A 22,044-nucleotide genomic window follows, 5' to 3' on the forward strand; every position below is an offset into this window, starting at 1 on the left:
GTCGATGGTCGCGTCGCGGACATATCGCGACGCGTCTGGCTGCCACGTCAGAGGGAGATCAATAGTCTGCGCTGGGGCGCTGGCGGAAATTGTCGTACCAGGCATTGAGGCGCTCATACCGGTTCGCAAAGGGCAATTCAAAGCGCTCCCGCGCGGTTTGAAGAATCGCGAACACGGTGCAATCGGCGATGGTAGGCGCGGCGCCGGCCAAGAACGCCTGTTCACCGATCGAGGCTTCCAGTGCCTCCAGAATCTCATCGACATAGGTATATAGCTTGTCCGCCAGTTCACGCGACGGTTGCGCCTCCTTCGCCGGGAAAGCCGTCGTCACATTCCACAGCCACAACTGCGAACGTACGATGAGGTCCGTCCCAAGGCGCTCGAGAGCGCGCACCTTCGCGCGCGAGGCGGCGTCCGCGCCCATCATCGGCTTTTGCGGATACAGCTCTTCCAGGTATTCGACGATCGCAGCGGAGTCGTTGATGGGCGTACCGTCGTCCGTAAGCAGGGTGGGAGCCCTGCCACTCGGGTTGATGGCCAGGTACTCGGGCGATTTGTGTTCGCCCTGTGCGTAGTCGAGCTCATAACGCGGCACATGCAGGCCTTTTTCGCTCAGGTAGATGATGACGCGCCTGGGGTTGGTGCCCTTTCGAAACTGGTAAAGCAGCATGAATGTTCTCGTTATTTCCGTTCAGGTGCGGCCAGTGTAGGAAGGAGTTTTAGCTATTACAATATTCGCTTTATGCTATTACTAAGGTAATGGACGAGATGCATTGGGTGGGAAGGCATCGTTTATGAGCGATCGGCTGGCACGCCTGCCTGCCAAACAACGGCTGTCGGAGTTCGTCCGGTTTTGCCGTGAACGTGCTTCGCCCGAAGCGTGCGGCTTCCCGCCGGCGCGGCGTCGGCGCACGGCAGGATTGCGGCGCGAGGAAGCGGCCGCGCTATGCGGCGTCGGCCTGACTTGGTACACGTGGTTTGAGCAGGGACGCGACATCGCCGTCTCCGACGCCTTCCTGCACCGTCTCGCGCATGGCTTGCGCCTGAGTCGTGCCGAGCATGAGCATTTGTTCGCCTTGGCGGGACGGCAAGTGACTGCAACGAGCAACGTTGCCGAAGTGCCCGAAAGCCTGCGCACGCTCATTGCGACACTGCCCCAAGCCGTCTATGTGATGAACCGTGCGTGGGACATATTGGCGTTCAACGACGCGGCCACCGAGCTATTCGAGGATTTTCGGGAACCCAATCCGAACATGCTGCGCATCGTGCTCTTCTCCAGCCGATATCGCGCCCGGGTGCTCGATTGGGAGCGGGCAGCTCGCCTGATATTGCTCAAGGCACGCCATGATCATCTGACGGGCGAAAAATCGCCGATGCTGCGCGGCATTCTCGATGACGCGTTGGAACGGCTTCCCGCCGCCGCGAGCTGGTGGGCGGACCCTGAGGTGGTTCGCATTGGTAATACGGTAATCGCACTGCGCCAAGCCAACGGCGCCCCGCGCAGTTTTATGCTGCACTTGCTGAGCGCGGAGGACACGCCCAGCTTGCGGGTCGTGATATGCACGCCCATCCAGGATGGAGCGTGAGCACGGCTGAACTTTCGCTGGAAAAGAAAAAGTGGAAAAGAGAAAGTGGAAAAGAAAAAGGCCGAACAACAAGTGTCCGGCCTTTTTCGATCATTCTGGAGCGGGAAACGAGTCTCGAACTCGCGACCTCAACCTTGGCAAGGTTGCGCTCTACCAACTGAGCTATTCCCGCAGTGTTTCAAAACCGGTGTTTCCACATCGGTCTTTCATGCTTCGCGTAAAATCAGCGAAGACAGAAACTATATCAGATCACGAAAAGCGATGTCAAACTCAGCGGCGCCCGTCGGCGAAATCGACACTCTTACGCCGATGGCGGCGGACCTGACCCCGCTGAACACCTTCGGCCTGGTGTCGAAAGCGGCCGCCTACGTCCGCATCGTTTCGCCGGCGCAGCTCCCCGCCTTGTCCAGGCTTGCCCAGGCGCACGGCGGCGCCTTCGTGCTGGGCGGCGGCAGCAACGTCGTGCTGCCGTCCACCATGGAAGGCCTGGTGGCGCACATGGCCATCCCCGGCATCCGGCTGGTCGAAGCGCGCGGTGACGCGTGGATCGTCGAGGCCGGCGGCGGCGAAAGCTGGCACGGCTTCGTCGATGCATGCCTGCGCAACGGCTGGGACGGCCTGGAAAATCTTGCCCTGATACCGGGTACGGTCGGCGCCAGCCCCGTGCAGAACATCGGCGCGTATGGCGTCGAGCTGGATCAGCGCTTCCTGGGCTTGACGGCCTGGGACATCGCGCGCGGCGAGAGGGTCGAGATGTCGGCGCGGGACTGCCGCTTCGCCTATCGGGACAGCCGCTTCAAGCATGACGCGCCTGGCCGATGGGCCATCGTGTCGGTGCGCTTCGCGTTGCCGCGGCCTTGGCAACCCGTGCTCGATTATCCCGATCTGCGGACGCATCCGGCGCTGGCCGACGCCGTGTCGGCGCGGGCGATCTTCGATGCCGTATGCGCCATCCGCCGCCAGAAATTGCCGGACCCCGCGGTGATCGGCAACGCCGGCAGCTTTTTCAAGAATCCGATCGTGACGGCCGCGCAGCATGCCGTCCTGAGCGACCGCTTTCCCGGACTGGTGTCCTACCCCCAGGCGGACGGCCGCTATAAACTGGCGGCCGGCTGGTTGATCGACCAATGCGGATGGAAAGGGCGTTCGCTGGGGCCGGTGGGCGTGCATGACCGCCAGGCGCTGGTACTGGTCAATCGCGGGGGCGCTCGCGCCGCCGACATCATGGCCCTGGCCAACGCGATACGCGCGGACGTCCAGGCGCGCTATGGCGTGGACCTGGAACCCGAGCCGGTGCGACCCTGAGTGATGTGGCCCCGTGTAGTGCGACCCCGAGTAGTGCAGCCGTGAGCGGTGGGGGCCCCGACCTGCCCGCTGTACGCCTAAAGTCCCAGGACCTTCTGCATATCGAACAGCCCCTGCGTCTTGTCGCGCAGGAAGGCGGCGGCGCGCAGGCTGCCTTGCGCGTACGTGGCGCGGCTGCTGCTGCGGTGCGTGATCTCGACGCGCTCGCCGATGCCGCAGAAATACACCGTGTGATCGCCGACGATGTCCCCGCCGCGCACGACGGAAAACCCGATGGTGCCCGGCTCCCGCACGCCCGTGTCGCCATGCCGCGTCCACGTGGCGACGTCGGGCAGGTCCACGCCCCAGGCCTGCGCGATGGTTTCGCCCATCTTCAATGCGGTGCCCGACGGCGCATCCACCTTCTTGTTGTGATGCGCTTCGAACACTTCCACGTCATAGCCCGAATTCAGGATGCGTGCCGCCATGTCCAGCAGGCGCAGCGTCGCGTTGACGCCCACGCTCATGTTCGGCGCGAAGACGATGGCGATGCTTTCCGCCGCCTTGGCGATTTCGGCGCGGCCGGCTTCGTCGAAGCCGGTGGTGCCGATCACCGCCTTGACGCCATGCCGCACGCAGGCCCGCAGATGGTCCAACGTGCCTTCCGGGCGCGTGAAGTCGATGAGGCAGTCGGCGCCGGCCAACGCCTGCAGGTCATCGGTGATCGCCACGCCGGTATCGCGGCCCAGGAAGGCACCGGCGTCCTGACCGATCCGATCGCTGCCCGCGCGGTCGAGCGCGACCGCCAGCGTCATGTCGGGATGGTTCAGGACCGCTTCGATAAGCATGCGGCCCATCCGGCCGCCGGCGCCGGCAATGGCGATGCGCATGTGAAATCCTTGTCGTTGGCTGCTGGGTAGGCGCTACTTCTGGCTGGGAGCCGCCGGGGTGCTGGCGCCATTGATGGTGGTGGGCGTACCGCCCGTGCCATTGACGTTGGCGGGCGTGCCGCTGCTGCCGCTGACGCCGGCGGGCAGGCCGGCCCCGGTCGGACCGACCGGGGCGGTACCGGCGGGTGCCGGCGCCTGCGGTGGCGGCACGTTGGTGCCGGCCGAATTGGACGGGCCGTCGGCCAGCTGATAAGGCTGCACGTCAGGCTGCTGGTCGCCCTGCCAACGGGTCAGCTTGTCGTTTTCGAAGAAAACGGTGAACTTGCGTTCCTGGGCCGCGCCATAGCCGGGCTTGTAGTAGTAGGGATAGTCCCAGCGGTCGGCGTGCAGCACGCTGGTCAGCGTGGGGCTGCCCAGGGCGAACCGCACCTGTTCCCGGGTCATGCCGGGGCGCAGCAGGCCGACCTGCTCGCTGGTGATCCAGTTGCCTTGCTGGACCGGCGCCTTGTACGGGAAGCCCCATTTGCCGGAACTGCATCCCGCCAGGGCAAGGGCGATCGCACCGACTGCGATTACCGCTTTCAAGCGGCGGGATGTGGGACGTATGATCGTGGACACTCGGGGTTCCCCGTAATGGATACTGGCAAAACCGTTATCATAAAGGTTTATCAAGTCATTCCGCGTGGCGTGGGCGACGGGCGCATGAGCAAAGCTCAAGCGCAGGGGCATGAGTCGGCGGCCACGCCGGCCCGTTCCCGTCCCGCCTACGGCGCGGATCTTTCTCCATTGGACCAATGAGCGATCAAAGCGACCTCAAGACGATGGGTTTGAAGGCGACCTTTCCGCGCCTGAAGATCCTGGATATTTTCCGTAAGGCGGAGCAGCGCCATCTTAGCGCGGAAGACGTATACCGTGCCCTGATCGCCGAAAACGTCGAAATCGGCCTGGCCACCGTCTACCGCGTGCTCACGCAGTTCGAGCAGGCGGGCATCCTGGCGCGCAGCCAGTTCGATAGCGGCAAGGCCGTTTTCGAGTTGAACGACGGCGACCACCACGACCATCTGATCTGCACCAACTGCGGAAAGGTGGTCGAGTTCAACGATATCGAAATCGAAAAGCGCCAGCACAAGATCGCCAAGGACAATAGCTTTCTACTCGAAAGCCATGCGATGGTGCTGTACGGCACGTGCGGGGACTGCGCCACGCGCCGTTGATGCGACGGCCGACGCGGTGGGCGCCTGCTCAGGCGCCCAGCATTTCCCGGGCGTGCTGCCGGGTGGTCGCCGTGATCTTGATTCCGCCCAGCATGCGCGCGATCTCCTCGACGCGCGCCTCGGCATCCAGCTCGACGATACGCGAGTGCGTGGTGCCGGCCTTTTCCGCCTTGCTGACCTGGTAATGCGCACCGCCGCGCGCGGCGACTTGCGGCAGGTGGGTCACGCACAGCACCTGATGGCGCTGCCCGAGTTCTCCCAGCAGGCGGCCCACGACCTCGGCCACCGCGCCGCCCACCCCGCTGTCGACTTCATCGAATATCAAGGTGGGTACCCGTGCCGCCCGGCTGGCGATCACCGACAGGGCCAGCGAAATGCGCGAAAGCTCGCCGCCCGACGCGACCTTGGCCAGCGGCCGGGGCGTGGTGCCGGCGTGCCCGGCGACCAGGAATTCCACGACGTCGTCCCCCTGCGCCGACGGCGCGGAGGCTTTTTCCACCGCCACTTCGAAGCGGCCGCCCTGCATCGCCAGCGTCTGCATGGCTTCGGTGATCAGCTTGCCGAGTTCCTTGGCGGTCTTGCGGCGGGCCGTCGACAGCTTGGCCGAGGCCTTGGCGTAGTCGGCCTGCGCGGCTTCGGTCTGGGCGCGCAGCGCGTCCACGTCGGCGGCCGCCGCCATGTCCGCCAACTGGGCGTGCAGCGTTTCGCGCAGTTCGGACAGGCCTTCGGGATCGACCTTGAACTTGCGTCCCAGCTCGAATACCGCGGTCATCCGTTCCTCGACCTGCGCCAGCCGGGCCGGGTCCAGCTCGACGCGGCTGACATAGTTGTTCAGGTCCGAGACCGCCTCCGCGATGGCGATCCGGGCGGACTCCAGTTCATCGTAGACGCCCGCCAGTTCGGGATCGTGGCGTTTGAGCTGCTCCAGCACGTGCACGGCGGCCACCACCCGGCTATGCGCGGACTCATCGTCGCCATCCAGCGCCTGCACGGTGCGCGATGCCCCGTCCAGCAGCGATTGCGCGTGCGACAGGCGCGTATGCTCCGCCTGCAGCGTTTCCCATTCGCCGGGGTGAGGATCCAGCTTGTCCAGCTCGTCGGCCTGCCATTGCAGGCGTTCGCGATCGGCTTCCAGCGTCGCGCTGTCGCGTTCGGCGCCTTCCAGCTGCTTGGCAAGCTGGCGCCAGCGCTTCCAGGCCTGCGATACCGCTTGCCGCAGCTCGCCATGGCCGCCCTGGGTGTCCAGCAGGTCGCGCTGGGCATCGGGCCGCATCAGGCTTTGATGGGCGTGCTGGCCGTGGATATCCACCAGGCTGTCGCCCAGCTCGCGCAACTGCGCCACCGTGGACGGCACGCCGTTCACGAAGGCGCGGCTGCGGCCCTGCGCGTCCACCACGCGGCGCAGCACGAGTTCGTCTTCCGCGTCGATTTCGCGTTCGGCCAGCCAGGGGCGCAGATGCTCGGGCGTGTCGAACACCGCGCTGATGTCGGCGCGCGCCGCGCCTTCGCGCAATACGGACGCGTCGGCGCGTTCGCCCAGCGTCAGCGCCAGCGCGTCGATCAGGATGGATTTGCCGGCGCCGGTTTCGCCGGAAAACACGGTAAAGCCGGCACCGAAATGGATGTCGGTCTTCTCAACGATCACGAAGTCCCGGATATGCAGCGTGCGCAGCATGGCGGCGTCATTCTCCGCTGTCGGTGGCTTGCGGCATCAGATTCCAATGCAGCTTGCGTCGCAGGGTCGTGAAGAAACTGTAGCCTTCGGGATGCAGGAAGCGGATGGTATGCGGCGCGCGGCGGACCACGATGCGGTCGCCGGGCTGCAGGTCCGACCAGGTCTGCATGTCGAAATGGCAGGACGCGCCATGTTCGACGCGGCCCATGCCGGTCAGGGTCATCACCAGTTCGCCGTTGTCCGGGATGACGATGGGCCGGTTCGACAGGGTCTGCGGCGCCACCGGCACCAGCACCATGGCCTGCAGGCCCGGATGCAGGATGGGGCCGTTGGACGACAGGGCGTAGGCCGTGGACCCGGTGGGGGTGGCGACGATCAGGCCGTCCGCCCGCTGCGTGTACATGAAGGTCCCGTCCAGCTCGACCCGGACTTCGATCATCCCGCCGCGGCCGGCGCGGTTGAGCACCACGTCGTTCACCGCGGATGAGGAAAACAATTGCTGGTCGCCGCGCCAGATGCCGCCTTCCAGCAGCATGCGGTCTTCGGCCTTGAAGTTGCCTTCCAGCACGCGCGACAGGGCGCTCTTGGCGTCGTGCAGAGGCACGTCGGTGATGAAGCCCAGCCTGCCGTGGTTGACCCCGATCAGGGGCACGCCGTGCGGCGCCAGGTAGCGCGCCGCGCCCAGCATGGTACCGTCGCCGCCCATCACCACGGCCAGATCGGCGCGACGGCCGATCTCGTCGATGTCCGCCACGGGGAATTCCGCCAGGCCGGTATTGTGGGACGTGTCCCTTTCGATAAGCACGCCGCGGCCTTCCTCGGTCAACATCTGGGCCAAGGCGCGCAGGGGGGCGTCCAGTCCGGTGTCCTGGTATCTGCCGATGAGGGCGACAGTCGGAAAATGCATGCTGGAGGCGGCGTCCGGTGTGGGTTTGAGCTAGGATTCAACGATTATATGGGGTCATATTTGCCTTTAAGGGACAAAATTGGCACCGTTGCAAAAAAGTTTCCATAGAATAGCGACATGGACGACCGCGCACGCGCACTGCTCAAGGCGTTGATTGAACGCTATATCGCCGACGGCCAACCGGTCGGATCGCGCACGCTTTCGAAGGTGTTCGATCTTTCCCCGGCCACCATACGGAATGTGATGGCGGATCTGGAAGAGTCCGGGCTGATCCACAGCCCGCATACCTCTTCCGGGCGGATTCCCACGCCACGCGGCTACCGGCTCTTCGTCGATTCGCTGCTGGCGGTGCGCAGCTACGACATCCAGCCGGAGCACATCCGCGAAAGCCTGCCGGCCGCGGAGCCCGCGCGGGCGGTGAATGCGGCGGCCGCGCTGCTGTCCAACCTGACCCAGTTCGCCGGCGTGGTGCTCACGCCCAAGCGCGCCCAGGTTTTCCGCCAGATCGAGTTCATCCGCCTTTCCGACAAGCGCGTGCTGCTGATCATCGTCACGCCGGACGGCGACGTGCAGAACCGCATCCTGTTCGTCCAGCGCGATTACGCCGAGCATGAACTGCTGGAGGCGGCCAATTTCTTCAACGTGCACTTCGCCGGCAAGTCCTTCGACGCCGTGCGCCGCACGCTGGCGACCGAGCTGGCGCAGTTGCGCGACGATATCTCGCGCCTGATGCAGGCCGCGGTCGAAGCCGGCACCGAGGCCATCGAAGACGGCGACGCCGTGGTGATTTCCGGCGAACGCAAGCTGCTGGACGTCACCGACATCGCCTCGGACATGGACCGGCTGCGCAAGATGTTCGCCCTGTTCGAAAAGAAAACCGACCTGCTGCAGCTGCTGGACGTGTCCAGCCGGGCCCAGGGCGTCCAGATCTATATCGGCGGGGATTCGCAACTGGTGCCGCTGGAAGAAGTCTCGGTCATCACGGCGCCGTATGGCGTCGATGGCCAGGTCGTCGGCACCCTGGGCGTGATCGGCCCCACCCGCATGTCGTACGAGCGCGTCATTCCCATCGTGGACATCACGGCACGCCTGCTGTCCAACGCATTGAGTCATAACCACTGATAATTCCGGCGTCCCGCGGGGGACGTACGGGTGGCGAGGTATCCGCGTGTTCCTGCGTGCGTTCAAGTATTTGTGGCCCGAGCGTTTCCTGCCGGAACCCGAACAAGCCGATCCCTTCGAAGAGCGCATGCTGCCCGCGCTGGGCAAGACCGGCGTGCTGCTGGTCAACCTGGGCACGCCTCAGGCCGCGACGGCCCCGGAAATCCGCCGCTACCTGGGCGAGTTCCTGGCCGATCCCCGCGTCATCGAGATCCCCCGCTATCTGTGGTGGCCCATCCTGCATGGGCTGGTGCTGACCCTGCGGCCCCGGAAACTGGTGCCCCGCTATCGCGGCATCTGGATGGACGGCGGTTCGCCGCTCATGGTCTACAGCCGCCGGCAGGCCGAAGGCTTGAGCCGCCTGCTCGCGCAGCGCGGCCTGCAGGTGGAAGTCGCGCTCGGCATGCGCTATGGCAGCCCGGCGGTGGCCGACGCCATGGATGAGCTGCGGCGCCGCGGCTGCGAACGCATCCTGGTCGTCCCCATGTATCCGCAATACGCCGCCAGCACGACGGCGACCGTGGTCGACGCGGTGGGCCGCCATGCGGCGCGCCTGCGCGACCAGCCGGAACTGCGCTTCATCAAGCGCTTCCACGACGATCCGGGCTATGTGCAGGCCATCGTCGGCAAGATCGAACGTTACTGGGCCGAGCATGGCCGGCCGCAGAAGCTGGTGATGAGCTTTCACGGACTGCCGCGCTACTCGGTGGAGCTCGGGGATCCTTATTACCAGGACTGCCTGCGCACCGGCCGCCTGCTGCGCGAGCGCCTGGGCCTCATGCCCGAACAGGCCCTGGTCACCTTCCAGAGCCGCTTCGGCTCGGCCCGCTGGCTCGAACCCTACACCGCGCCCACCGTCATGGCCCTCGCGCGGGACGGCGTCACCGAGGTCGACGTGGTCTGTCCCGGTTTTTTGGCCGACTGCCTGGAAACCCTGGAAGAGGTCCAGGTCGAATGCCGCGATGCCTTCATCGAGGCCGGCGGCAAGCGCCTGCGCTACATCCCGGCGCTCAACGATGACGAGACCTGGATCGCCGCGCTGTCGGAATTGGTGCAACGCCAGTTGCAGGGCTGGCCGGCCTGACCGCCGACCGCTGACTGCCGCGCCCGGGGCGGGGCCGTGGAATGGCCCCTGTCGCCCCTCTTTCCACCCGACGCTTTAACCCCCCTTGAAATGGGGGCATTGGCCCCCACACTGCTCTCCAACGTTGTTCGTTACCCAGGAGGATCCATCCCATGACGGCACAGAACGAGCCTGCCGAGAAAAGGCCCGACATCGACGCAGCGAGCGGCGCGGGCGCGGCCGAAGGCCAGCAGGACCTGCTGGCGACGCTGCGCGCCGAACTGGAGGCTGCGCAAGCCAAGGCGGCCGAACACTACGATCAACTGCTGCGCACCCGCGCCGACGCGGAAAACATCCGCCGCCGCGCGCAGGACGACGTCGCCAAGGCGCACAAGTTCGGCATCGAGTCGTTTGCCGAAAGCCTGGTGCCCGTGAAGGACAGCCTGGAAGCCGCCCTGGCCCAGCAGGACCAGACCGTGCAATTCCTGCGCGAAGGCGTCGAGGCCACCCTGAAGCAGCTGGCCTCCGCCTTCGAGCGGAACAAGCTGATGGAAATCGCGCCGGCGGCGGGTGAGAAGTTCGACCCGCACCAGCACCAGGCCATTTCCTCGGTCCCCTCCGACCAGCCCGCCAACACCGTCGTGCAGACCCTGCAGAAGGGCTATCTGATCGTCGACCGTGTCCTGCGTCCGGCGCTGGTCGTGGTGTCCGCGGGCCAGCAGGGCTGACGGAGCGCCCCGTGGCAACGTCCCAGGCTTTCGACCCTTCCCAGGTGTTCGAGCTGTTCGGCATGCGTCCCGTCGCCAGCGATGGCTTCGATCGCGATGTCGTGCAGGCGCCGGGCGACGACCTGCGCTGCGTCTTCCTGTGGGGTACCGATTGCTATAACTGCAATCTCTTCAAGCAGACCGCCTTGCTGCACAAGGACGCGTTGCTGGCGCTGGGGCTGAGCTGGTTCCAGGCGGACGTCTACGCGGACGTCGCGCTGGGCCGGCGCTTCGCCCTGCATGGCGTCCCCACTTTTGTGATGTACCGCGCGGGCAAGCGGCTGGGCCGGATCACCGGCTGGCCGGGCCTGCCGCAGTTCACCGAAGCCGTGCGGCGGCTGCAGTCGGAAAAGAGCTGAAGAAAGCGCTTGAAAACCCTGACGCCAGCCCCACTTATCTGCTAAGCGGTTTTTTTACCAATTCAACCTTAAATACGACCTAATCCAAGGTAAACCATCATGAGCAAGATCATCGGCATCGACCTGGGCACCACCAACAGCTGCGTGGCTGTGATGGACGGTGGCCAGGTCCGCATCATCGAAAACGCCGAAGGCGCCCGCACGACGCCTTCCATCATCGCGTACATGGACGATGGTGAAATCCTGGTCGGCGCCCCCGCCAAGCGCCAGGCCGTCACCAATCCCAAGAACACCCTGTACGCCGTCAAGCGCCTGATCGGCCGCAAGTTCGACGAAAAAGAAGTGCAGAAGGACATCAACCTGATGCCCTACAAGATCGCCAAGGCGGACAATGGCGATGCCTGGGTCGAAGCCCAGGGCAAGAAGCTGGCGCCCCCGCAGGTGTCGGCCGAAGTGCTGCGCAAGATGAAGAAGACCGCCGAGGACTACCTGGGCGAGGAAGTGACCGAAGCCGTCATCACGGTGCCGGCGTACTTCAACGACAGCCAGCGCCAGGCGACCAAGGACGCCGGCCGCATCGCGGGCCTGGAAGTCAAGCGCATCATCAACGAGCCCACCGCGGCGGCGTTGGCCTTCGGCCTGGACAAGGCGGAAAAGGGCGACCGCAAGATCGCCGTGTATGACCTGGGCGGCGGTACCTTCGATATTTCCATCATCGAAATCGCCGACGTCGACGGTGAAAAGCAGTTCGAAGTGCTGTCCACCAACGGCGACACCTTCCTGGGCGGCGAAGACTTCGACCAGCGCATCATCGACTACATCATCGGCGAGTTCAAGAAAGAGCAGGGCGTCGACCTGTCCAAGGACGTGCTGGCGCTGCAACGCCTGAAGGAAGCCGCCGAAAAGGCCAAGATCGAGCTGTCCTCCAGCCAGCAGACCGAAATCAACCTGCCGTACATCACGGCGGATGCTTCCGGTCCCAAGCACCTGAACCTGAAGATCACGCGCGCCAAGCTGGAAGCGCTGGTGGAAGACCTGATCGAGCGCACCATCGAACCGTGCCGCATCGCCATCAAGGACGCCGGCGTCAAGGTTTCGGAAATCCATGACGTGATCCTGGTCGGCGGGATGACCCGCATGCCCAAGGTGCAGGACAAGGTCAAGGAATTCTTCGGCCGCGATCCGCGCAAGGACGTGAACCCGGATGAAGCCGTGGCTGCTGGCGCCGCGATCCAGGGTTCCGTGCTGTCGGGCGAACGCAAGGACGTGCTGCTGCTGGACGTCACGCCGCTGTCCCTGGGTATCGAAACCCTGGGTGGCGTCATGACCAAGATGATCCAGAAGAACACGACCATCCCGACCCGTTTCTCGCAGACGTTCTCGACGGCCGACGACAATCAGCCGGCGGTGACCATCAAGGTCTTCCAGGGCGAGCGCGAGATCGCGGCGGGCAACAAGGCGCTGGGCGAGTTCAACCTGGAAGGCATCCCGCCGTCGCCGCGCGGCGTGCCGCAGATCGAAGTGACCTTCGACATCGACGCCAACGGCATCCTGCACGTGTCCGCCAAGGACAAGGGTACGGGCAAGGAAAACAAGATCACCATCAAGGCGAACTCGGGTCTGTCGGAAGACGAGATCCAGCGCATGGTGAAAGACGCCGAAGCGAACGCCGACGAGGATCACCGCATCGCCGAGCTGGCGCAGACGCGCAACCAGGCGGACGCCCTGGTGCACGCCACGCGCAAGTCGCTGACCGAGTATGGCGACAAGCTGGATGCCGCCGAAAAGGAAAGCATCGAGGCCGCGATCAAGGACCTGGAAGCCACCCTGAAGGATGGCGACAAGGCCGCGATCGATGCCAAGGTGCAGGCGCTGTCCACCGCGTCGCAGAAGCTGGGCGAAAAGATGTACGCCGACATGCAGGCCCAACAGGCCGCGCAGCAGCAGACCGCGGCGGACAACGCCAAGCCGGCCGACGACAATGTGGTCGATGCCGACTTCAAGGAAGTCAAGCGCGACCAGTGATGAACCACCGCGTATAGTGATGGTGTGAACGCCCGGGGCCGGAAGTTTTCCTGCCCCGGGCGCGGTCGTATGAAAGCAGGGTTTTGTTCGGCGCCCTCGAAGAAGAAAGCCTTTGGAAGATCATGGCAAAACGTGACTATTACGAGATCCTGGGTGTTGCCAAGAACGCCTCGGACGACGACATCAAGAAGGCCTATCGCAAGCTGGCGATGAAATACCATCCGGACCGCAATCCGGATAACAAAGAGGCCGAGGAAAAGTTCAAAGAGGCCAAGGAAGCCTACGAGGTCCTGACCGACGAACAGAAACGGGGCGCCTATGACCGCTACGGGCATGCCGGCGTCGATCCCAATGCCGCGGGCGGCATGGGGGCCGGCATGGGCGGCGGCTTCGCCGATGCGTTCGGCGATATCTTCGGCGAGATTTTCGGTGGCGCCGCGCGGCGCGGCGGCGGGCCTCAGGTGTACCGCGGCGCGGACCTGAAGTACGCGCTCGAAATCACCCTGGAGCAGGCCGCCAACGGTTTCGATACCGAAATCCGGGTGCCCAGCTGGGAAAACTGCGAAGTCTGCCACGGCAGCGGCGCCAAGCCCGGCACCACGCCCAAGACCTGCCGCACCTGCGGCGGCTCCGGCGCGGTGCGCATGCAACAGGGCTTTTTCAGCGTGCAGCAGACCTGCCCGACCTGCCATGGCAGCGGCAAGGAAATCACCGATCCCTGCACGAACTGCGATGGCGTGGGACGCATCCGCCGCAACAAGACGCTGCAGGTGAAGATTCCCGCCGGCATCGACGATGGGATGCGGATCCGCTCGGCCGGCAATGGCGAACCTGGCCTGAATGGGGGCCCGCCCGGGGATCTGTATGTGGAAATCCACATCAAGCAGCACAAGATCTTCCAGCGCGACGGCGACGATCTGCATTGCGAGCTGACCATCCCGTTCACCACCGCGGCCCTGGGGGGCGAACTGCAGGTGCCGACGCTGGGCGGCAAGGCGGAGATCACCATTCCCGAAGGCACGCAGTCGGGCAAGACCTTCCGCCTGCGCGGCAAAGGCATACGCGGCGTGCGCGGCAGCTATCCGGGCGACCTGTATTGCCACGTGGTGGTGGAAACCCCGGTGCGCTTGAGCGAGGAGCAGAAGGGCATCCTGCGCCAGTTCGAAGCCTCGCTGAACGACGGTGGCGACCGCCATTCGCCGCAAAGCAAGTCCTGGACGGACCGGGTGAAGGAGTTCTTCAGCTGACGTCCATGCGTTCGTGCGTCCAGGCGTTCGCGTGTGGCGCCGGATCGGCGCCGCCGAAACGAAGGAAACGAAAAAGCCCGGATTCCAGATGGAATCCGGGCTTTTTTATTCCGGTGCCTCAGTCGACCTTGGCGCCGACTTCCTTCACCACCTTGCCGTACTTGGGGATGTCGGCGTTGATCTGCGCCTGCATCTGTTCCGGCGTCACGGCCACCGGCTCGGCGCCCAGCGTGGCATAGACGGTCTTGACTTCGTCGCTGTTGGCCGCTTCATTGAAGGCGGCATTCAACTTCTTGACGATGGCGGGCGGCAGATTGGCAGGTCCCAGGACGCCGTTGTACAGAATCACTTCCGCCGCCGGTACGCCGGCTTCGGCGATCGTCGGGACATCCGGCGCGGCCGGGATGCGCTTGGGCGTGCTGACGGCCAGCGCGCGCAGCTTGCCTGCCTTCACCTGCGAAATGGCGGGCGGCATGCTGCTCCATGCGTAGGCCACGTCACCCGACAACAGGGCCTGGATGATGGGGGCGCTGCCCTTGTAGGGAATGTGCACCGCCTGCACGTTGGCCGCGCGGTCCATCATTTCGCTGGCCAGGTGGATGATGGTGCCGTTGCCGGACGAGCCATAGGCATAACCGCCCGGCTTGGACGCCAGCAGGGCGATCAGCTCCTTCACCGTCTTGGCCGGCGAATCTTCCTTGACCACCAGCATCAGCGGCGAGCTGGAAACCAGCGAGATCGACGTGAAGCTCTTGACCGTATCGAACGGCAGCTTGGGATACAGGCTGGCGTTGATGGCGTGGGTGGTCGTGTCCTGCAGCAGCAGCGTATAGCCGTCGGGGGCCGAGCGCGCCACCGTATCGGCGGCGATGGTGGTGCCGGCACCGGGGCGGTTTTCGACGACGATGTTCTGCTTCAGGATCGAGCTGGCCTTGGATGCGACCGTGCGGGCGATGACGTCCGAGATGCCGCCGGGCGGGAAGCCCACGAGCAGCCGGATCGGCCGGTTGGGATAGTCGTCGGCCTGGGCCAGGGCCCCCGTGCTGGCGGACAAAGCGAATAGGCAGGCGAAGGCGCCGAGTAGACTGCGGGTACGCATAAAAACTCCGAACTGATTTGAATAACTAGGGCGGTAACGCGGCTCGCATGGCGCGCCGCGCAATGTATCTGGACACTTGCGTCCGTTGTTTTCCCCCACCGCCCTGATCCCCTGATTTTTTCGGCGCGATGCAGGCCTGGCAGGCCGCACCGCTGTCCGGGTACCGCTGGTAATGCCGGTGCCGTCAGGCCTGCTGCGCCTGGTACCACTCCAGGATCTGCGCGCCGGTCATGAACTTGACGTGATCGTGGCCGGCGACGTAGGCCAGTGCTTCTTCGAAATACTTGATCCGGTGCGGCACGCCGCTCAGGAAGGGATGCACGGCGATGCCCATGACACGCACGTGATCCCCGCCTTCCTGGTAGAGGCGGTCGAAGGTGTCCTTGACGCGGATCAGCAGTTCGTCCGACGAATGGTGCTGGACCGCCACGACCGGAATGTCGTTGAGTTCCAGGGCGTACGGCATGGCGACCATATCGCCGGTGGCCGTGCGCACCTTGCAGGGCTGGTCGTCCAGGCACCAGTCGCCGATGTAGCGGATGCCGGCTTCGTGCAGGTAGTCGACCGTTTCCAGGGTCTGGGTCAGCCCCGGTCCGAGCCAGCCGACCGGCTTCTTGCCGGTGAACTGTTCGATGGTTTCGACGGTGCGCTTGATCATGGCGCGCTGGTCCTCGACCTGATGCGTGGGCATCTGGATGAAGCCATGGCCCATGAACTCCCAGCCGGATTTGTGGGCTTCCTCGGCGACGCGCGGATAGTTCAGGCAGACGCTGCCGTTGATCGACAGCGTGGGCACGATGCCCAGGCGGTCCAGCGCGGCCTTCAGGCGCCAGAAACCGACGCGCATACCGTATTCATGCCATGCCCAGTTGGCGATGTCGGGCAGGGTGGTCACGCCGGTCGGCGGGGGCAGCACCTGGCGCGGCATATAGCGCTCGATCTGCCAGTCTTCCACGTTGACGATGGGCCAGACGATGACGCGCGCGCCGTCCGGCGGCGTCAGCTTCTTGCGATCGATGATCGCGGAGTAATCGATACGTTGCTTGGGTAGCATTGATAGTCCATATAATGGATGTTTGACCCGGGCCTTCCGCCTCTGTATTGTTCGGGCCAATGTATTTAGCAGGGCGTGGGCTGTCAATGCAGTGCAATAAAGTATCCATCTATTGGAAGTTTTGGTCGTGGTAAACCCTGACGCCTTGCTGCGCCCGGACAATGGCGACTTCATGAAGCCGGAAACCGGCGCGGATCCCGGCGCTGCCCTGGACGCCGCGCGACTGGTGGCGTCGGCCGAAGGCGCGCCGGCGGGCACCCAGGCCATCCGCCGCGTCGTGAATGTGCTGAAGGTCCTGGCGCAACACCAGGAAGGCGGGCTGCGCTTCGTCGACGTCGCGCGCCTGTGCGGGCTGGAAGCGCCCACGGCGCATCGCATGCTGAAGGCGCTGGTGGCCGAGGGCATGGTGTCCAGGGACGCCCGGGCCCGGCGCTACCGCCTGGGCACGCTGGTCTTCGAACTGGGGCTGGTGGCGGCGCCGCAGTTCAACCTGCGCGAACTATGCGCCGCATCGTTGCAGCGCCTGGCCGAGGCGACCGGGGACACGGCCTTCCTGTTCATCCGCCGTGGCAACGACGCCGTATGCATCAGCCGCATGCAAGGCCATTACCCCATCCAGACCCCGGTGGTCACGGTTGGCAGCCGGCAACCCCTGGGGGTGAACGCGGGCGGCCTGGCGATCCTGCTGGCGCTCGCGCCCGCCGAAGTGGACCGCGTGGTCGAGGCCATACGGCCGCGCATCGGCGCCTACGGCGAGCTGGACGAGCGGGACCTGAAGGACGCCATCACCGCCGGCCGCGCCCAGGGCTATGCGTCCATCGGCGAAAAGGCGGTGCCGGGCGTCACGGCCATCGGCCTGGCCGTGCGCAATCCCTTCGGCGCGCCGGTGGCGGCGCTGGCGATCGCGGCGATTTCCAGCCGGATGACGCCGGCGCGACAGGCCGCGCTCTACCCCTTGCTGCGCAATGAAGTGAACGTAATCGGAACTCTTTTGTATCGGTGACCCAATGACACAAGCGAATATCGCGTCGGCCCCGGCCGGCGGCAAGCCGGCGGACTCGGCCGCGGCCAATCCCAGCGGCGCCTTCGCGCCGGAAGGCCGCTTCGAGCTGGCCGGCGCGGCAGCCGGCCCCCTGGCCCGGCTGCGCGTCGGCGTCAAGGACATGATCGACATCCAGGACAGGATCACCGGGGCCGGCAACCCGGACTGGCGGGCCACGCATGGGCCGGCGCCACAGCATGCGCCGGTGGTGCGCCAACTGCTGGATGCCGGCGCCGACGTCATCGGCAAGACGCTGACCGACGAACTCGCCTACAGCCTGAATGGCGAGAATTTCCATTATGGGACGCCGGTGAATCCGGTCACTCCCGAACGCATTCCTGGCGGCTCTTCATGCGGCTCGGCCGTGGCCGCGGCCAGCGGTTTGTGCGATATCGGACTCGGCACGGATACGGCGGGTTCGATCCGGCTGCCCGCGACGTTCTGCGGCGCCTGGGGGTTCCGGCCCACGCACGGCGCCGTGTCCAGCGCCGGCGTCGTTCCGCTGGCGCCCAGCTACGACGTGGTGGGCTGGATCACCCGCGACGCGGCGACGCTGGCGCGGGTGGGGCAGACGCTGCTGCCTGGCGGCGCGCCGGGCCAGCCGCTGGACGGCCGCCTGCTGATCGCCGACGACGCCTGGGCGCTGGCGTCGGATGAGGTACGCCAGGGCCTGGCCGCGCCGCTGGAAAAGGCCCAGGCGCGATTCGGCAAGGTCGAACATATGACGCTGGCCACGGAAGGCCTGCTGGCATGGCAGCAGGTATTCCGCGTCATCCAGGGCCGCGAAGTCTGGGCCGCGCATGGCGCATGGATCAGCCGCCACGCGCCCAGCTTCGGCCCGGATATCGCCGAACGCTTCAAATGGGCTTCCACCATCGCCGCCGATGACGCCGACGCCGCCGCGATCCAGCGCCAACGCATCGCCGCGCAGCTGGACGAGCTGCTGCGGGACGCGGTCCTCTGCATTCCCACGGTTTCCTTCGTGGCGCCCATCAAGGGCTCGACGACCGCGGCCGAGGATCGCACCCGTGCGCTTTGCCTGCTTTGCGTCGCCAGCCTCGCGGGGTTGCCGCAGTTGACCATGCCCGCCATGGCGGGGAACCAGTGCGCGGTCGGCCTGTCACTGATAACGGCTCGCGGCCGCGACCAGGCTCTGCTGGACAGCGCCGCCCGCTGGGTGCTGTAAGGTAGGGACACCTGGCGATGCCCGGTCGCCCGCACCATCCACATACAGGAACAGGAGCCCTTGATGTCCGCCACGCCTTCCGCTACATCCCTCGCGCCGGCCCGCTATAGCCGCCCGGCCATCATCCTGCATTGGGTGGTCTTCCTGCTGGTCGCGCTGGCCTTGTTCGCGATCGAAATCCGTGGTCCGCGCGGCAGCGATTCGCGGGCGTTCTGGACGGGCATCCATATGTGGGCCGGCGTGTCGGTGCTCTGTGTGACCGCGGTCCGGCTGGTCTGGCGCCTGGTGCACGGCGTGCCGGCGGCCGAGCAGGGCGGCGGCCTGCTGGCCGTCACCGCGCGGGCGGTGCATTGGCTGTTCTACATCGTGCTGCTGGCGCAGCCGCTGCTGGGCATCCTGATGATCAACTTCGGCGGCAATCCGGTCAGGCTGATGGGGACCGGTATCGCCATCACCATCGCCGGCGCCAACAGCGACGCGCGCGGCGTCGTGCACGACATCCACGTTTTCATGGGCAATGCGTTGTTCTACTTGATCGCCCTGCATGCGCTGGCCGCCTTGTGGCACCAGTACGTGCGCAAGGATGGCACGCTGCGCAAGATGCTCTGAAGATGGATCGCAAGACTGGCCGCCGCGCCGGCTTTGCACGCGGGCGGCCTTGCGGTCGCCCGCGTCAGCTGCGTACGTAGAAGATCCGCATGGCCTGTTGCTTCTGCGCGGAGTCCAGCACCTTGATGGTGACGCCGCGGGCGATGAAGCCGTCCGGCAGCTGCAGGGTGCCGCTCAGGTTGTCGAAGCGATCCAGATCGACGGGCAGCGCATCGGGCGTGACGGTGCCGCTGCGGCCGTTCGGGTAACGGCCTTCGATGGCGAAGACCAGCGTGCCCTTGAACGGGACGCCGCTGTTGTCCTTATCCCGCATCACCAGCACCTGGTAATTCAACTGGCCGGGCTGGCGCGAAAGCGTGGCCGACCGGATACCGATGGGGCCGCCGCGCGGATCGGGCGGTACGGCGTCCTGGAACAGCGTCAGGTCCTTGTTGAGTCCTTGTATCTGCTGGCGCGCCTGTGACAGATCGGCGGTCAGCTTGTCGTGCGTGGCGCGGGCGGCGTCACGTTGCTGCGTCAGTTCTTCGACCAGCCCTTGCAGCCGCTGGCGATCGACGTTGGCGGCGCTGAGTTCGCCGTGCAACTGTTCCGACTGTTCGACCGTCAACCGCTGCGGTCCATAATTGGTCTGCAGGAACAACACCCCGCCCGCACCCAGCACGACGCCGGCGAGCAGCAGGACCAGCCAGCGCGGCATGCGCCGCGACCGTTTACCGGGTTGATAAACCGAAGGTTTGAAAACCGCGCGCTGCGAGCGTCCGAACATCCCCATCCATCCAAACAGAAACCACTCCGTGCCTGTTTGCAGCGCCGTCATGACGGCGTTGAAAGCGCGCGGAAACCAGTATGCGTTGCGACGCGATCGGCCCGCCGAAAGGCGGGCCGATCGCTGAAAGCCTGAAAGGATAACCCGGCCGGCCAGGGCTTAGCCATTTCGACAAGCATGGTTGCCTACCTTGATATTGTGAAATATCCGGTCAGGACGCCGCGCCCGAGGCCTTTTTACGCAGTTCGGCGTCGAGCGCGGCCAGGCGCTCGGGCGTGCCGACGTCGACCCAGCGCCCGTCATGCCGCTGCCCGCGCACGGCGTGCCGGGCGATGGCCTGTCCCAGCAAGGGCCCCAGCCGGGCCGCCGCGCCCGGCGCGATGCCGCCGAACAGCGACGGATGGTAGATGCCGATGCCGGAAAAGGTCAGCCGATCGCCCACATCCGGGTCCAGCACGCCGGCGGTGCCGGCGTGAAAATCGCCCAGGGGGTGATGATCCGGGTTATCGACCAGGAGCAGCCAGGCCTGGCTGCGGACGCCGTCGAGTTCCCGCGCCCGGGCCGGCGCGGCGGCGGGATTCCAGTCGCACCAGACATCGCCATTGACGACCAGGAAGGGGGCGTCGCCCAGCATCGGCAGCGCCAGGGCGATGCCGCCCGCGGTTTCCAGCGCCGTGCCTTCGCGGGAGTAGCGCAACCGGGCGCCATAGGCGCTGCCGTCGCCCAGGGCGGCTTCCAGCCGGTCGCCGAGCCAGGCGTGATTGATGACGATGTCGCGCATGCCCGCCGCGACCAGCCGTTCGATATGCCAGGCGATCAGCGGCTTGCCGCCCGCCCGCAGCAGGGGCTTGGGCGTGGTGTCGGTGAGCGGACGCATCCGCTCGCCGCGCCCCGCGGCCAGGATCATGGCGCGCATCAGAACGTGTATCCCACCGTGGGCTGGCTGTCGTCCAGCCTGTCCAGCAGGCGCAGCAGGGGGGCGAACACGCCGTAGCGGCTCGCTACCTGGCGGACATAGCCGTTGACGCGTGGAATATGCGCCAGGTAGCCCGGTTTGCCGTCGCGGTGATGCAGGCGCGCGAAGACGCCCAGGATGCGCAGATTGCGTTGCAGGCCCATCCACTCGTAGGCGCGGTGGAAATCGGCGAAATCCGCCGCGACGGGCAGGCTCGCGGCGCGCGCCATTTCCCAATAACGGATCGCCCAGTCCAGTTGCTGGGCTTCTTCCCAGGTCGTGCGCGCGTCCGTCACCAGCGATGCCAGGTCGTAGGTGATGGGACCCGCCAGGGCGTCCTGGAAATCGATGATGCCCGGGTTGGGGCCGTGGCGCGGATCCTCGCAGGCCATCAGGTTGGGCGAATGAAAGTCGCGATGGACCAGGACCGTCGGCTGGCTGCCGTTGGCCGTGGACAGCAGCTGGAAGACGCCTTGCAGGGCCGCCCGGGCGTCGGTATCCAGGGCCAGGCCGTGATGGCGCGCCACGTACCACTCCGGGAACAGCTCCAGTTCGGCCATCAACCTGGCGCTGTCGTACGCGGCCAGGCCGCTGACCGAGGCCTGCTGCATGCGCACCAGCGCGGCCAGCGCCTGCCGGTACAGGGTCTGCAGGGTGGCGTCGTCCAGGCCGTCCTGGATGCGCTGGTAGTAGGTATGCGGGCCCAGGTCCGACAGGAGCAGGAATCCGCGGGGCGGGTCCTCGGCCAGGATGGCCGGCACGTTCAGCCCGGCGTCACGCAGCAGTCCGGCCACGTGCAGGAAGGGCCGGGTGTCTTCATGCGGCGGCGGGGCGTCCATGACGATGACGGAGCCGGCGCCGGCATCCAGGCGGAAATACCGGCGGAAGCTGGCATCGCTGGAGGCCGGACGCAGGGTTTCGGTTTGCAGCCCCAGGGAGGAGGGCAGGCCGCGCAGCCATAGGCGCAGCGCTTCCAGGCGGGAATCGGCGGTGGGAGACAAGGAAAGCGACCTGTGTGGAATAGGGGCGTTCGAGGGGCGTGAAAGGCCGGTCGTACGGAATAACGCGCATGCCGGGCAATCGCTGGCTGCGCTGACGCCGAGCTTATCTATAATACCGGCTCTTCGCGGGTTACACCGGGCGGGCGACCATCGC

The 22,044-nt window shown here is 65.8% G+C and carries 22 protein-coding genes and 1 tRNA gene; 12 read left to right on the forward strand and 11 right to left on the reverse strand.

Translation table 11 applies throughout. The annotated features are described in order from the left end of the window. Positions 1 to 58 precede the first annotated feature (58 nt). The gene (locus tag CAL26_RS05540) at positions 59 to 670 is read right to left on the reverse strand and encodes a glutathione S-transferase family protein (protein ID WP_094845876.1); all 612 of its coding nucleotides are present in this window, start codon (positions 668 to 670) and stop codon (positions 59 to 61) included. Positions 671 to 794: 124 nt separating this feature from the next. On the opposite strand from CAL26_RS05540, the gene CAL26_RS05545 reads away from it, so the two are divergent. Further along, positions 795 to 1,586 carry a helix-turn-helix transcriptional regulator gene (locus CAL26_RS05545; RefSeq protein WP_094845877.1) on the forward strand — a complete coding sequence of 264 codons (792 nt, stop codon included), beginning with the start codon at positions 795 to 797 and terminating at the stop codon, positions 1,584 to 1,586. 96 nt (positions 1,587 to 1,682) lie between these two features. Here the strand turns inward: CAL26_RS05545 and CAL26_RS05550 are convergent. After that, positions 1,683 to 1,758 (reverse strand) — tRNA-Gly (locus CAL26_RS05550). Positions 1,759 to 1,847: 89 nt separating this feature from the next. Between CAL26_RS05550 and murB the strand changes: the two genes are divergently transcribed. After that, positions 1,848 to 2,891 (forward strand): UDP-N-acetylmuramate dehydrogenase, encoded by a 1,044-nt coding sequence (murB, locus tag CAL26_RS05555; RefSeq protein ID WP_094845878.1) that lies wholly within the window; start codon positions 1,848 to 1,850, stop codon positions 2,889 to 2,891. 77 nt (positions 2,892 to 2,968) lie between these two features. Here the strand turns inward: murB and dapB are convergent, their stop codons facing one another. Both dapB and CAL26_RS28550 read right to left on the reverse strand, forming a co-directional pair. Further along, positions 2,969 to 3,760 (reverse strand): 4-hydroxy-tetrahydrodipicolinate reductase, encoded by a 792-nt coding sequence (gene dapB / locus CAL26_RS05560; protein ID WP_094845879.1) that lies wholly within the window; start codon positions 3,758 to 3,760, stop codon positions 2,969 to 2,971. A 33-nt stretch (positions 3,761 to 3,793) separates the two neighbouring features. Then, a complete protein-coding gene (locus CAL26_RS28550) occupies positions 3,794 to 4,369 on the reverse strand; it encodes an outer membrane protein assembly factor BamE (RefSeq protein ID WP_373454453.1) in 576 nt (191 codons plus the stop codon). A 185-nt stretch (positions 4,370 to 4,554) separates the two neighbouring features. Here CAL26_RS28550 and fur point away from each other — a divergent pair, with 185 nt between their 5' ends. Continuing rightward, a complete protein-coding gene (fur, locus tag CAL26_RS05570; RefSeq protein WP_086063696.1) occupies positions 4,555 to 4,974 on the forward strand; it encodes a ferric iron uptake transcriptional regulator in 420 nt (139 codons plus the stop codon). A gap of 28 nt (positions 4,975 to 5,002) precedes the next feature. On the opposite strand, the gene recN is transcribed toward fur, so the two are convergent. Both recN and CAL26_RS05580 read right to left on the reverse strand, forming a co-directional pair. Beyond that, positions 5,003 to 6,649 carry a DNA repair protein RecN gene (gene recN, locus CAL26_RS05575; protein WP_094845880.1) on the reverse strand — a complete coding sequence of 549 codons (1,647 nt, stop codon included), beginning with the start codon at positions 6,647 to 6,649 and terminating at the stop codon, positions 5,003 to 5,005. Between the two features lie 7 nt (positions 6,650 to 6,656). After that, the gene (locus tag CAL26_RS05580) at positions 6,657 to 7,556 is read right to left on the reverse strand and encodes an NAD kinase (RefSeq protein ID WP_094845881.1); all 900 of its coding nucleotides are present in this window, start codon (positions 7,554 to 7,556) and stop codon (positions 6,657 to 6,659) included. Between the two features lie 117 nt (positions 7,557 to 7,673). Here CAL26_RS05580 and hrcA point away from each other — a divergent pair, with 117 nt between their 5' ends. The 6 genes from hrcA to dnaJ all read left to right on the forward strand — a co-directional run bounded on the left by hrcA (position 7,674) and on the right by dnaJ (position 14,178). Further along, positions 7,674 to 8,678, forward strand: a complete 1,005-nt coding sequence (hrcA, locus tag CAL26_RS05585) for a heat-inducible transcriptional repressor HrcA (protein WP_094845882.1) — start codon at positions 7,674 to 7,676, stop codon at positions 8,676 to 8,678. A 46-nt stretch (positions 8,679 to 8,724) separates the two neighbouring features. Next, entirely contained in the window at positions 8,725 to 9,801 is a 1,077-nt protein-coding gene (gene hemH / locus CAL26_RS05590; RefSeq protein ID WP_094845883.1) for a ferrochelatase, read from the forward strand. A gap of 152 nt (positions 9,802 to 9,953) precedes the next feature. After that, complete coding sequence (gene grpE / locus CAL26_RS05595; RefSeq protein ID WP_094845884.1) at positions 9,954 to 10,508, forward strand: nucleotide exchange factor GrpE; 555 nt, start codon at positions 9,954 to 9,956, stop codon at positions 10,506 to 10,508. Positions 10,509 to 10,570: 62 nt separating this feature from the next. After that, positions 10,571 to 10,906: a thioredoxin family protein gene (locus tag CAL26_RS05600; RefSeq protein WP_094846024.1), complete on the forward strand. Its 336-nt coding sequence runs from the start codon at positions 10,571 to 10,573 to the stop codon at positions 10,904 to 10,906. 99 nt (positions 10,907 to 11,005) lie between these two features. Then, positions 11,006 to 12,931 (forward strand): molecular chaperone DnaK, encoded by a 1,926-nt coding sequence (dnaK, locus tag CAL26_RS05605; RefSeq protein ID WP_094845885.1) that lies wholly within the window; start codon positions 11,006 to 11,008, stop codon positions 12,929 to 12,931. A gap of 122 nt (positions 12,932 to 13,053) precedes the next feature. Next, positions 13,054 to 14,178 carry a molecular chaperone DnaJ gene (dnaJ, locus tag CAL26_RS05610; RefSeq protein ID WP_094846025.1) on the forward strand — a complete coding sequence of 375 codons (1,125 nt, stop codon included), beginning with the start codon at positions 13,054 to 13,056 and terminating at the stop codon, positions 14,176 to 14,178. A gap of 118 nt (positions 14,179 to 14,296) precedes the next feature. Here the strand turns inward: dnaJ and CAL26_RS05615 are convergent, their stop codons facing one another. Both CAL26_RS05615 and CAL26_RS05620 read right to left on the reverse strand, forming a co-directional pair. Beyond that, positions 14,297 to 15,277, reverse strand: a complete 981-nt coding sequence (locus CAL26_RS05615; protein ID WP_094845886.1) for a Bug family tripartite tricarboxylate transporter substrate binding protein — start codon at positions 15,275 to 15,277, stop codon at positions 14,297 to 14,299. A 184-nt stretch (positions 15,278 to 15,461) separates the two neighbouring features. Then, positions 15,462 to 16,331, reverse strand: coding sequence for a polysaccharide deacetylase family protein (locus CAL26_RS05620; RefSeq protein ID WP_094845887.1), 870 nt, complete (start codon positions 16,329 to 16,331; stop codon positions 15,462 to 15,464). Positions 16,332 to 16,458: 127 nt separating this feature from the next. On the opposite strand from CAL26_RS05620, the gene CAL26_RS05625 reads away from it, so the two are divergent. From CAL26_RS05625 to CAL26_RS05635, 3 genes are all read left to right on the forward strand, one after another. Continuing rightward, positions 16,459 to 17,334 (forward strand): IclR family transcriptional regulator, encoded by an 876-nt coding sequence (locus CAL26_RS05625; protein WP_256987989.1) that lies wholly within the window; start codon positions 16,459 to 16,461, stop codon positions 17,332 to 17,334. A 4-nt stretch (positions 17,335 to 17,338) separates the two neighbouring features. Next, a complete protein-coding gene (locus CAL26_RS05630) occupies positions 17,339 to 18,559 on the forward strand; it encodes an amidase (RefSeq protein WP_094845888.1) in 1,221 nt (406 codons plus the stop codon). 63 nt (positions 18,560 to 18,622) lie between these two features. Further along, on the forward strand, positions 18,623 to 19,168 hold the full coding sequence (locus tag CAL26_RS05635) for a cytochrome b (RefSeq protein ID WP_094845889.1): 546 nt from the start codon (positions 18,623 to 18,625) through the stop codon (positions 19,166 to 19,168). A 64-nt stretch (positions 19,169 to 19,232) separates the two neighbouring features. On the opposite strand, the gene CAL26_RS05640 is transcribed toward CAL26_RS05635, so the two are convergent. The 3 genes from CAL26_RS05640 to CAL26_RS05650 all read right to left on the reverse strand — a co-directional run bounded on the left by CAL26_RS05640 (position 19,233) and on the right by CAL26_RS05650 (position 21,890). Next, the gene (locus tag CAL26_RS05640) at positions 19,233 to 19,934 is read right to left on the reverse strand and encodes a DUF6776 family protein (protein WP_179283262.1); all 702 of its coding nucleotides are present in this window, start codon (positions 19,932 to 19,934) and stop codon (positions 19,233 to 19,235) included. 211 nt (positions 19,935 to 20,145) lie between these two features. Next, positions 20,146 to 20,850 (reverse strand): N-acetylmuramate alpha-1-phosphate uridylyltransferase MurU, encoded by a 705-nt coding sequence (murU, locus tag CAL26_RS05645; RefSeq protein ID WP_094845891.1) that lies wholly within the window; start codon positions 20,848 to 20,850, stop codon positions 20,146 to 20,148. After that, positions 20,850 to 21,890 (reverse strand): aminoglycoside phosphotransferase family protein, encoded by a 1,041-nt coding sequence (locus CAL26_RS05650; protein WP_256987991.1) that lies wholly within the window; start codon positions 21,888 to 21,890, stop codon positions 20,850 to 20,852. Before CAL26_RS05650 ends, murU begins: the two co-directional genes overlap by 1 nt. Positions 21,891 to 22,044 lie beyond the last annotated feature (154 nt).

This window comes from Bordetella genomosp. 9 (assembly GCF_002261425.1).
GTDB lineage: Bacteria > Pseudomonadota > Gammaproteobacteria > Burkholderiales > Burkholderiaceae_B > Bordetella_C.

Coding starts and splice junctions, on each gene's coding strand:
- CAL26_RS05540 (WP_094845876.1), bottom strand. CDS start 670: ATGCTGCTTTACCAGTTTCGAAAGGGCACCAACCCCAGGCGCGTCATC.
- CAL26_RS05545 (WP_094845877.1), top strand. CDS start 795: ATGAGCGATCGGCTGGCACGCCTGCCTGCCAAACAACGGCTGTCGGAG.
- murB (WP_094845878.1), top strand. CDS start 1,848: ATGTCAAACTCAGCGGCGCCCGTCGGCGAAATCGACACTCTTACGCCG.
- dapB (WP_094845879.1), bottom strand. CDS start 3,760: ATGCGCATCGCCATTGCCGGCGCCGGCGGCCGGATGGGCCGCATGCTT.
- fur (WP_086063696.1), top strand. CDS start 4,555: ATGAGCGATCAAAGCGACCTCAAGACGATGGGTTTGAAGGCGACCTTT.
- recN (WP_094845880.1), bottom strand. CDS start 6,649: ATGCTGCGCACGCTGCATATCCGGGACTTCGTGATCGTTGAGAAGACC.
- CAL26_RS05580 (WP_094845881.1), bottom strand. CDS start 7,556: ATGCATTTTCCGACTGTCGCCCTCATCGGCAGATACCAGGACACCGGA.
- hrcA (WP_094845882.1), top strand. CDS start 7,674: ATGGACGACCGCGCACGCGCACTGCTCAAGGCGTTGATTGAACGCTAT.
- grpE (WP_094845884.1), top strand. CDS start 9,954: ATGACGGCACAGAACGAGCCTGCCGAGAAAAGGCCCGACATCGACGCA.
- CAL26_RS05600 (WP_094846024.1), top strand. CDS start 10,571: ATGCGTCCCGTCGCCAGCGATGGCTTCGATCGCGATGTCGTGCAGGCG.
- dnaK (WP_094845885.1), top strand. CDS start 11,006: ATGAGCAAGATCATCGGCATCGACCTGGGCACCACCAACAGCTGCGTG.
- dnaJ (WP_094846025.1), top strand. CDS start 13,054: ATGGCAAAACGTGACTATTACGAGATCCTGGGTGTTGCCAAGAACGCC.
- CAL26_RS05615 (WP_094845886.1), bottom strand. CDS start 15,277: ATGCGTACCCGCAGTCTACTCGGCGCCTTCGCCTGCCTATTCGCTTTG.
- CAL26_RS05620 (WP_094845887.1), bottom strand. CDS start 16,331: ATGCTACCCAAGCAACGTATCGATTACTCCGCGATCATCGATCGCAAG.
- CAL26_RS05630 (WP_094845888.1), top strand. CDS start 17,339: ATGACACAAGCGAATATCGCGTCGGCCCCGGCCGGCGGCAAGCCGGCG.
- CAL26_RS05635 (WP_094845889.1), top strand. CDS start 18,623: ATGTCCGCCACGCCTTCCGCTACATCCCTCGCGCCGGCCCGCTATAGC.
- CAL26_RS05640 (WP_179283262.1), bottom strand. CDS start 19,934: ATGTTCGGACGCTCGCAGCGCGCGGTTTTCAAACCTTCGGTTTATCAA.
- murU (WP_094845891.1), bottom strand. CDS start 20,850: ATGCGCGCCATGATCCTGGCCGCGGGGCGCGGCGAGCGGATGCGTCCG.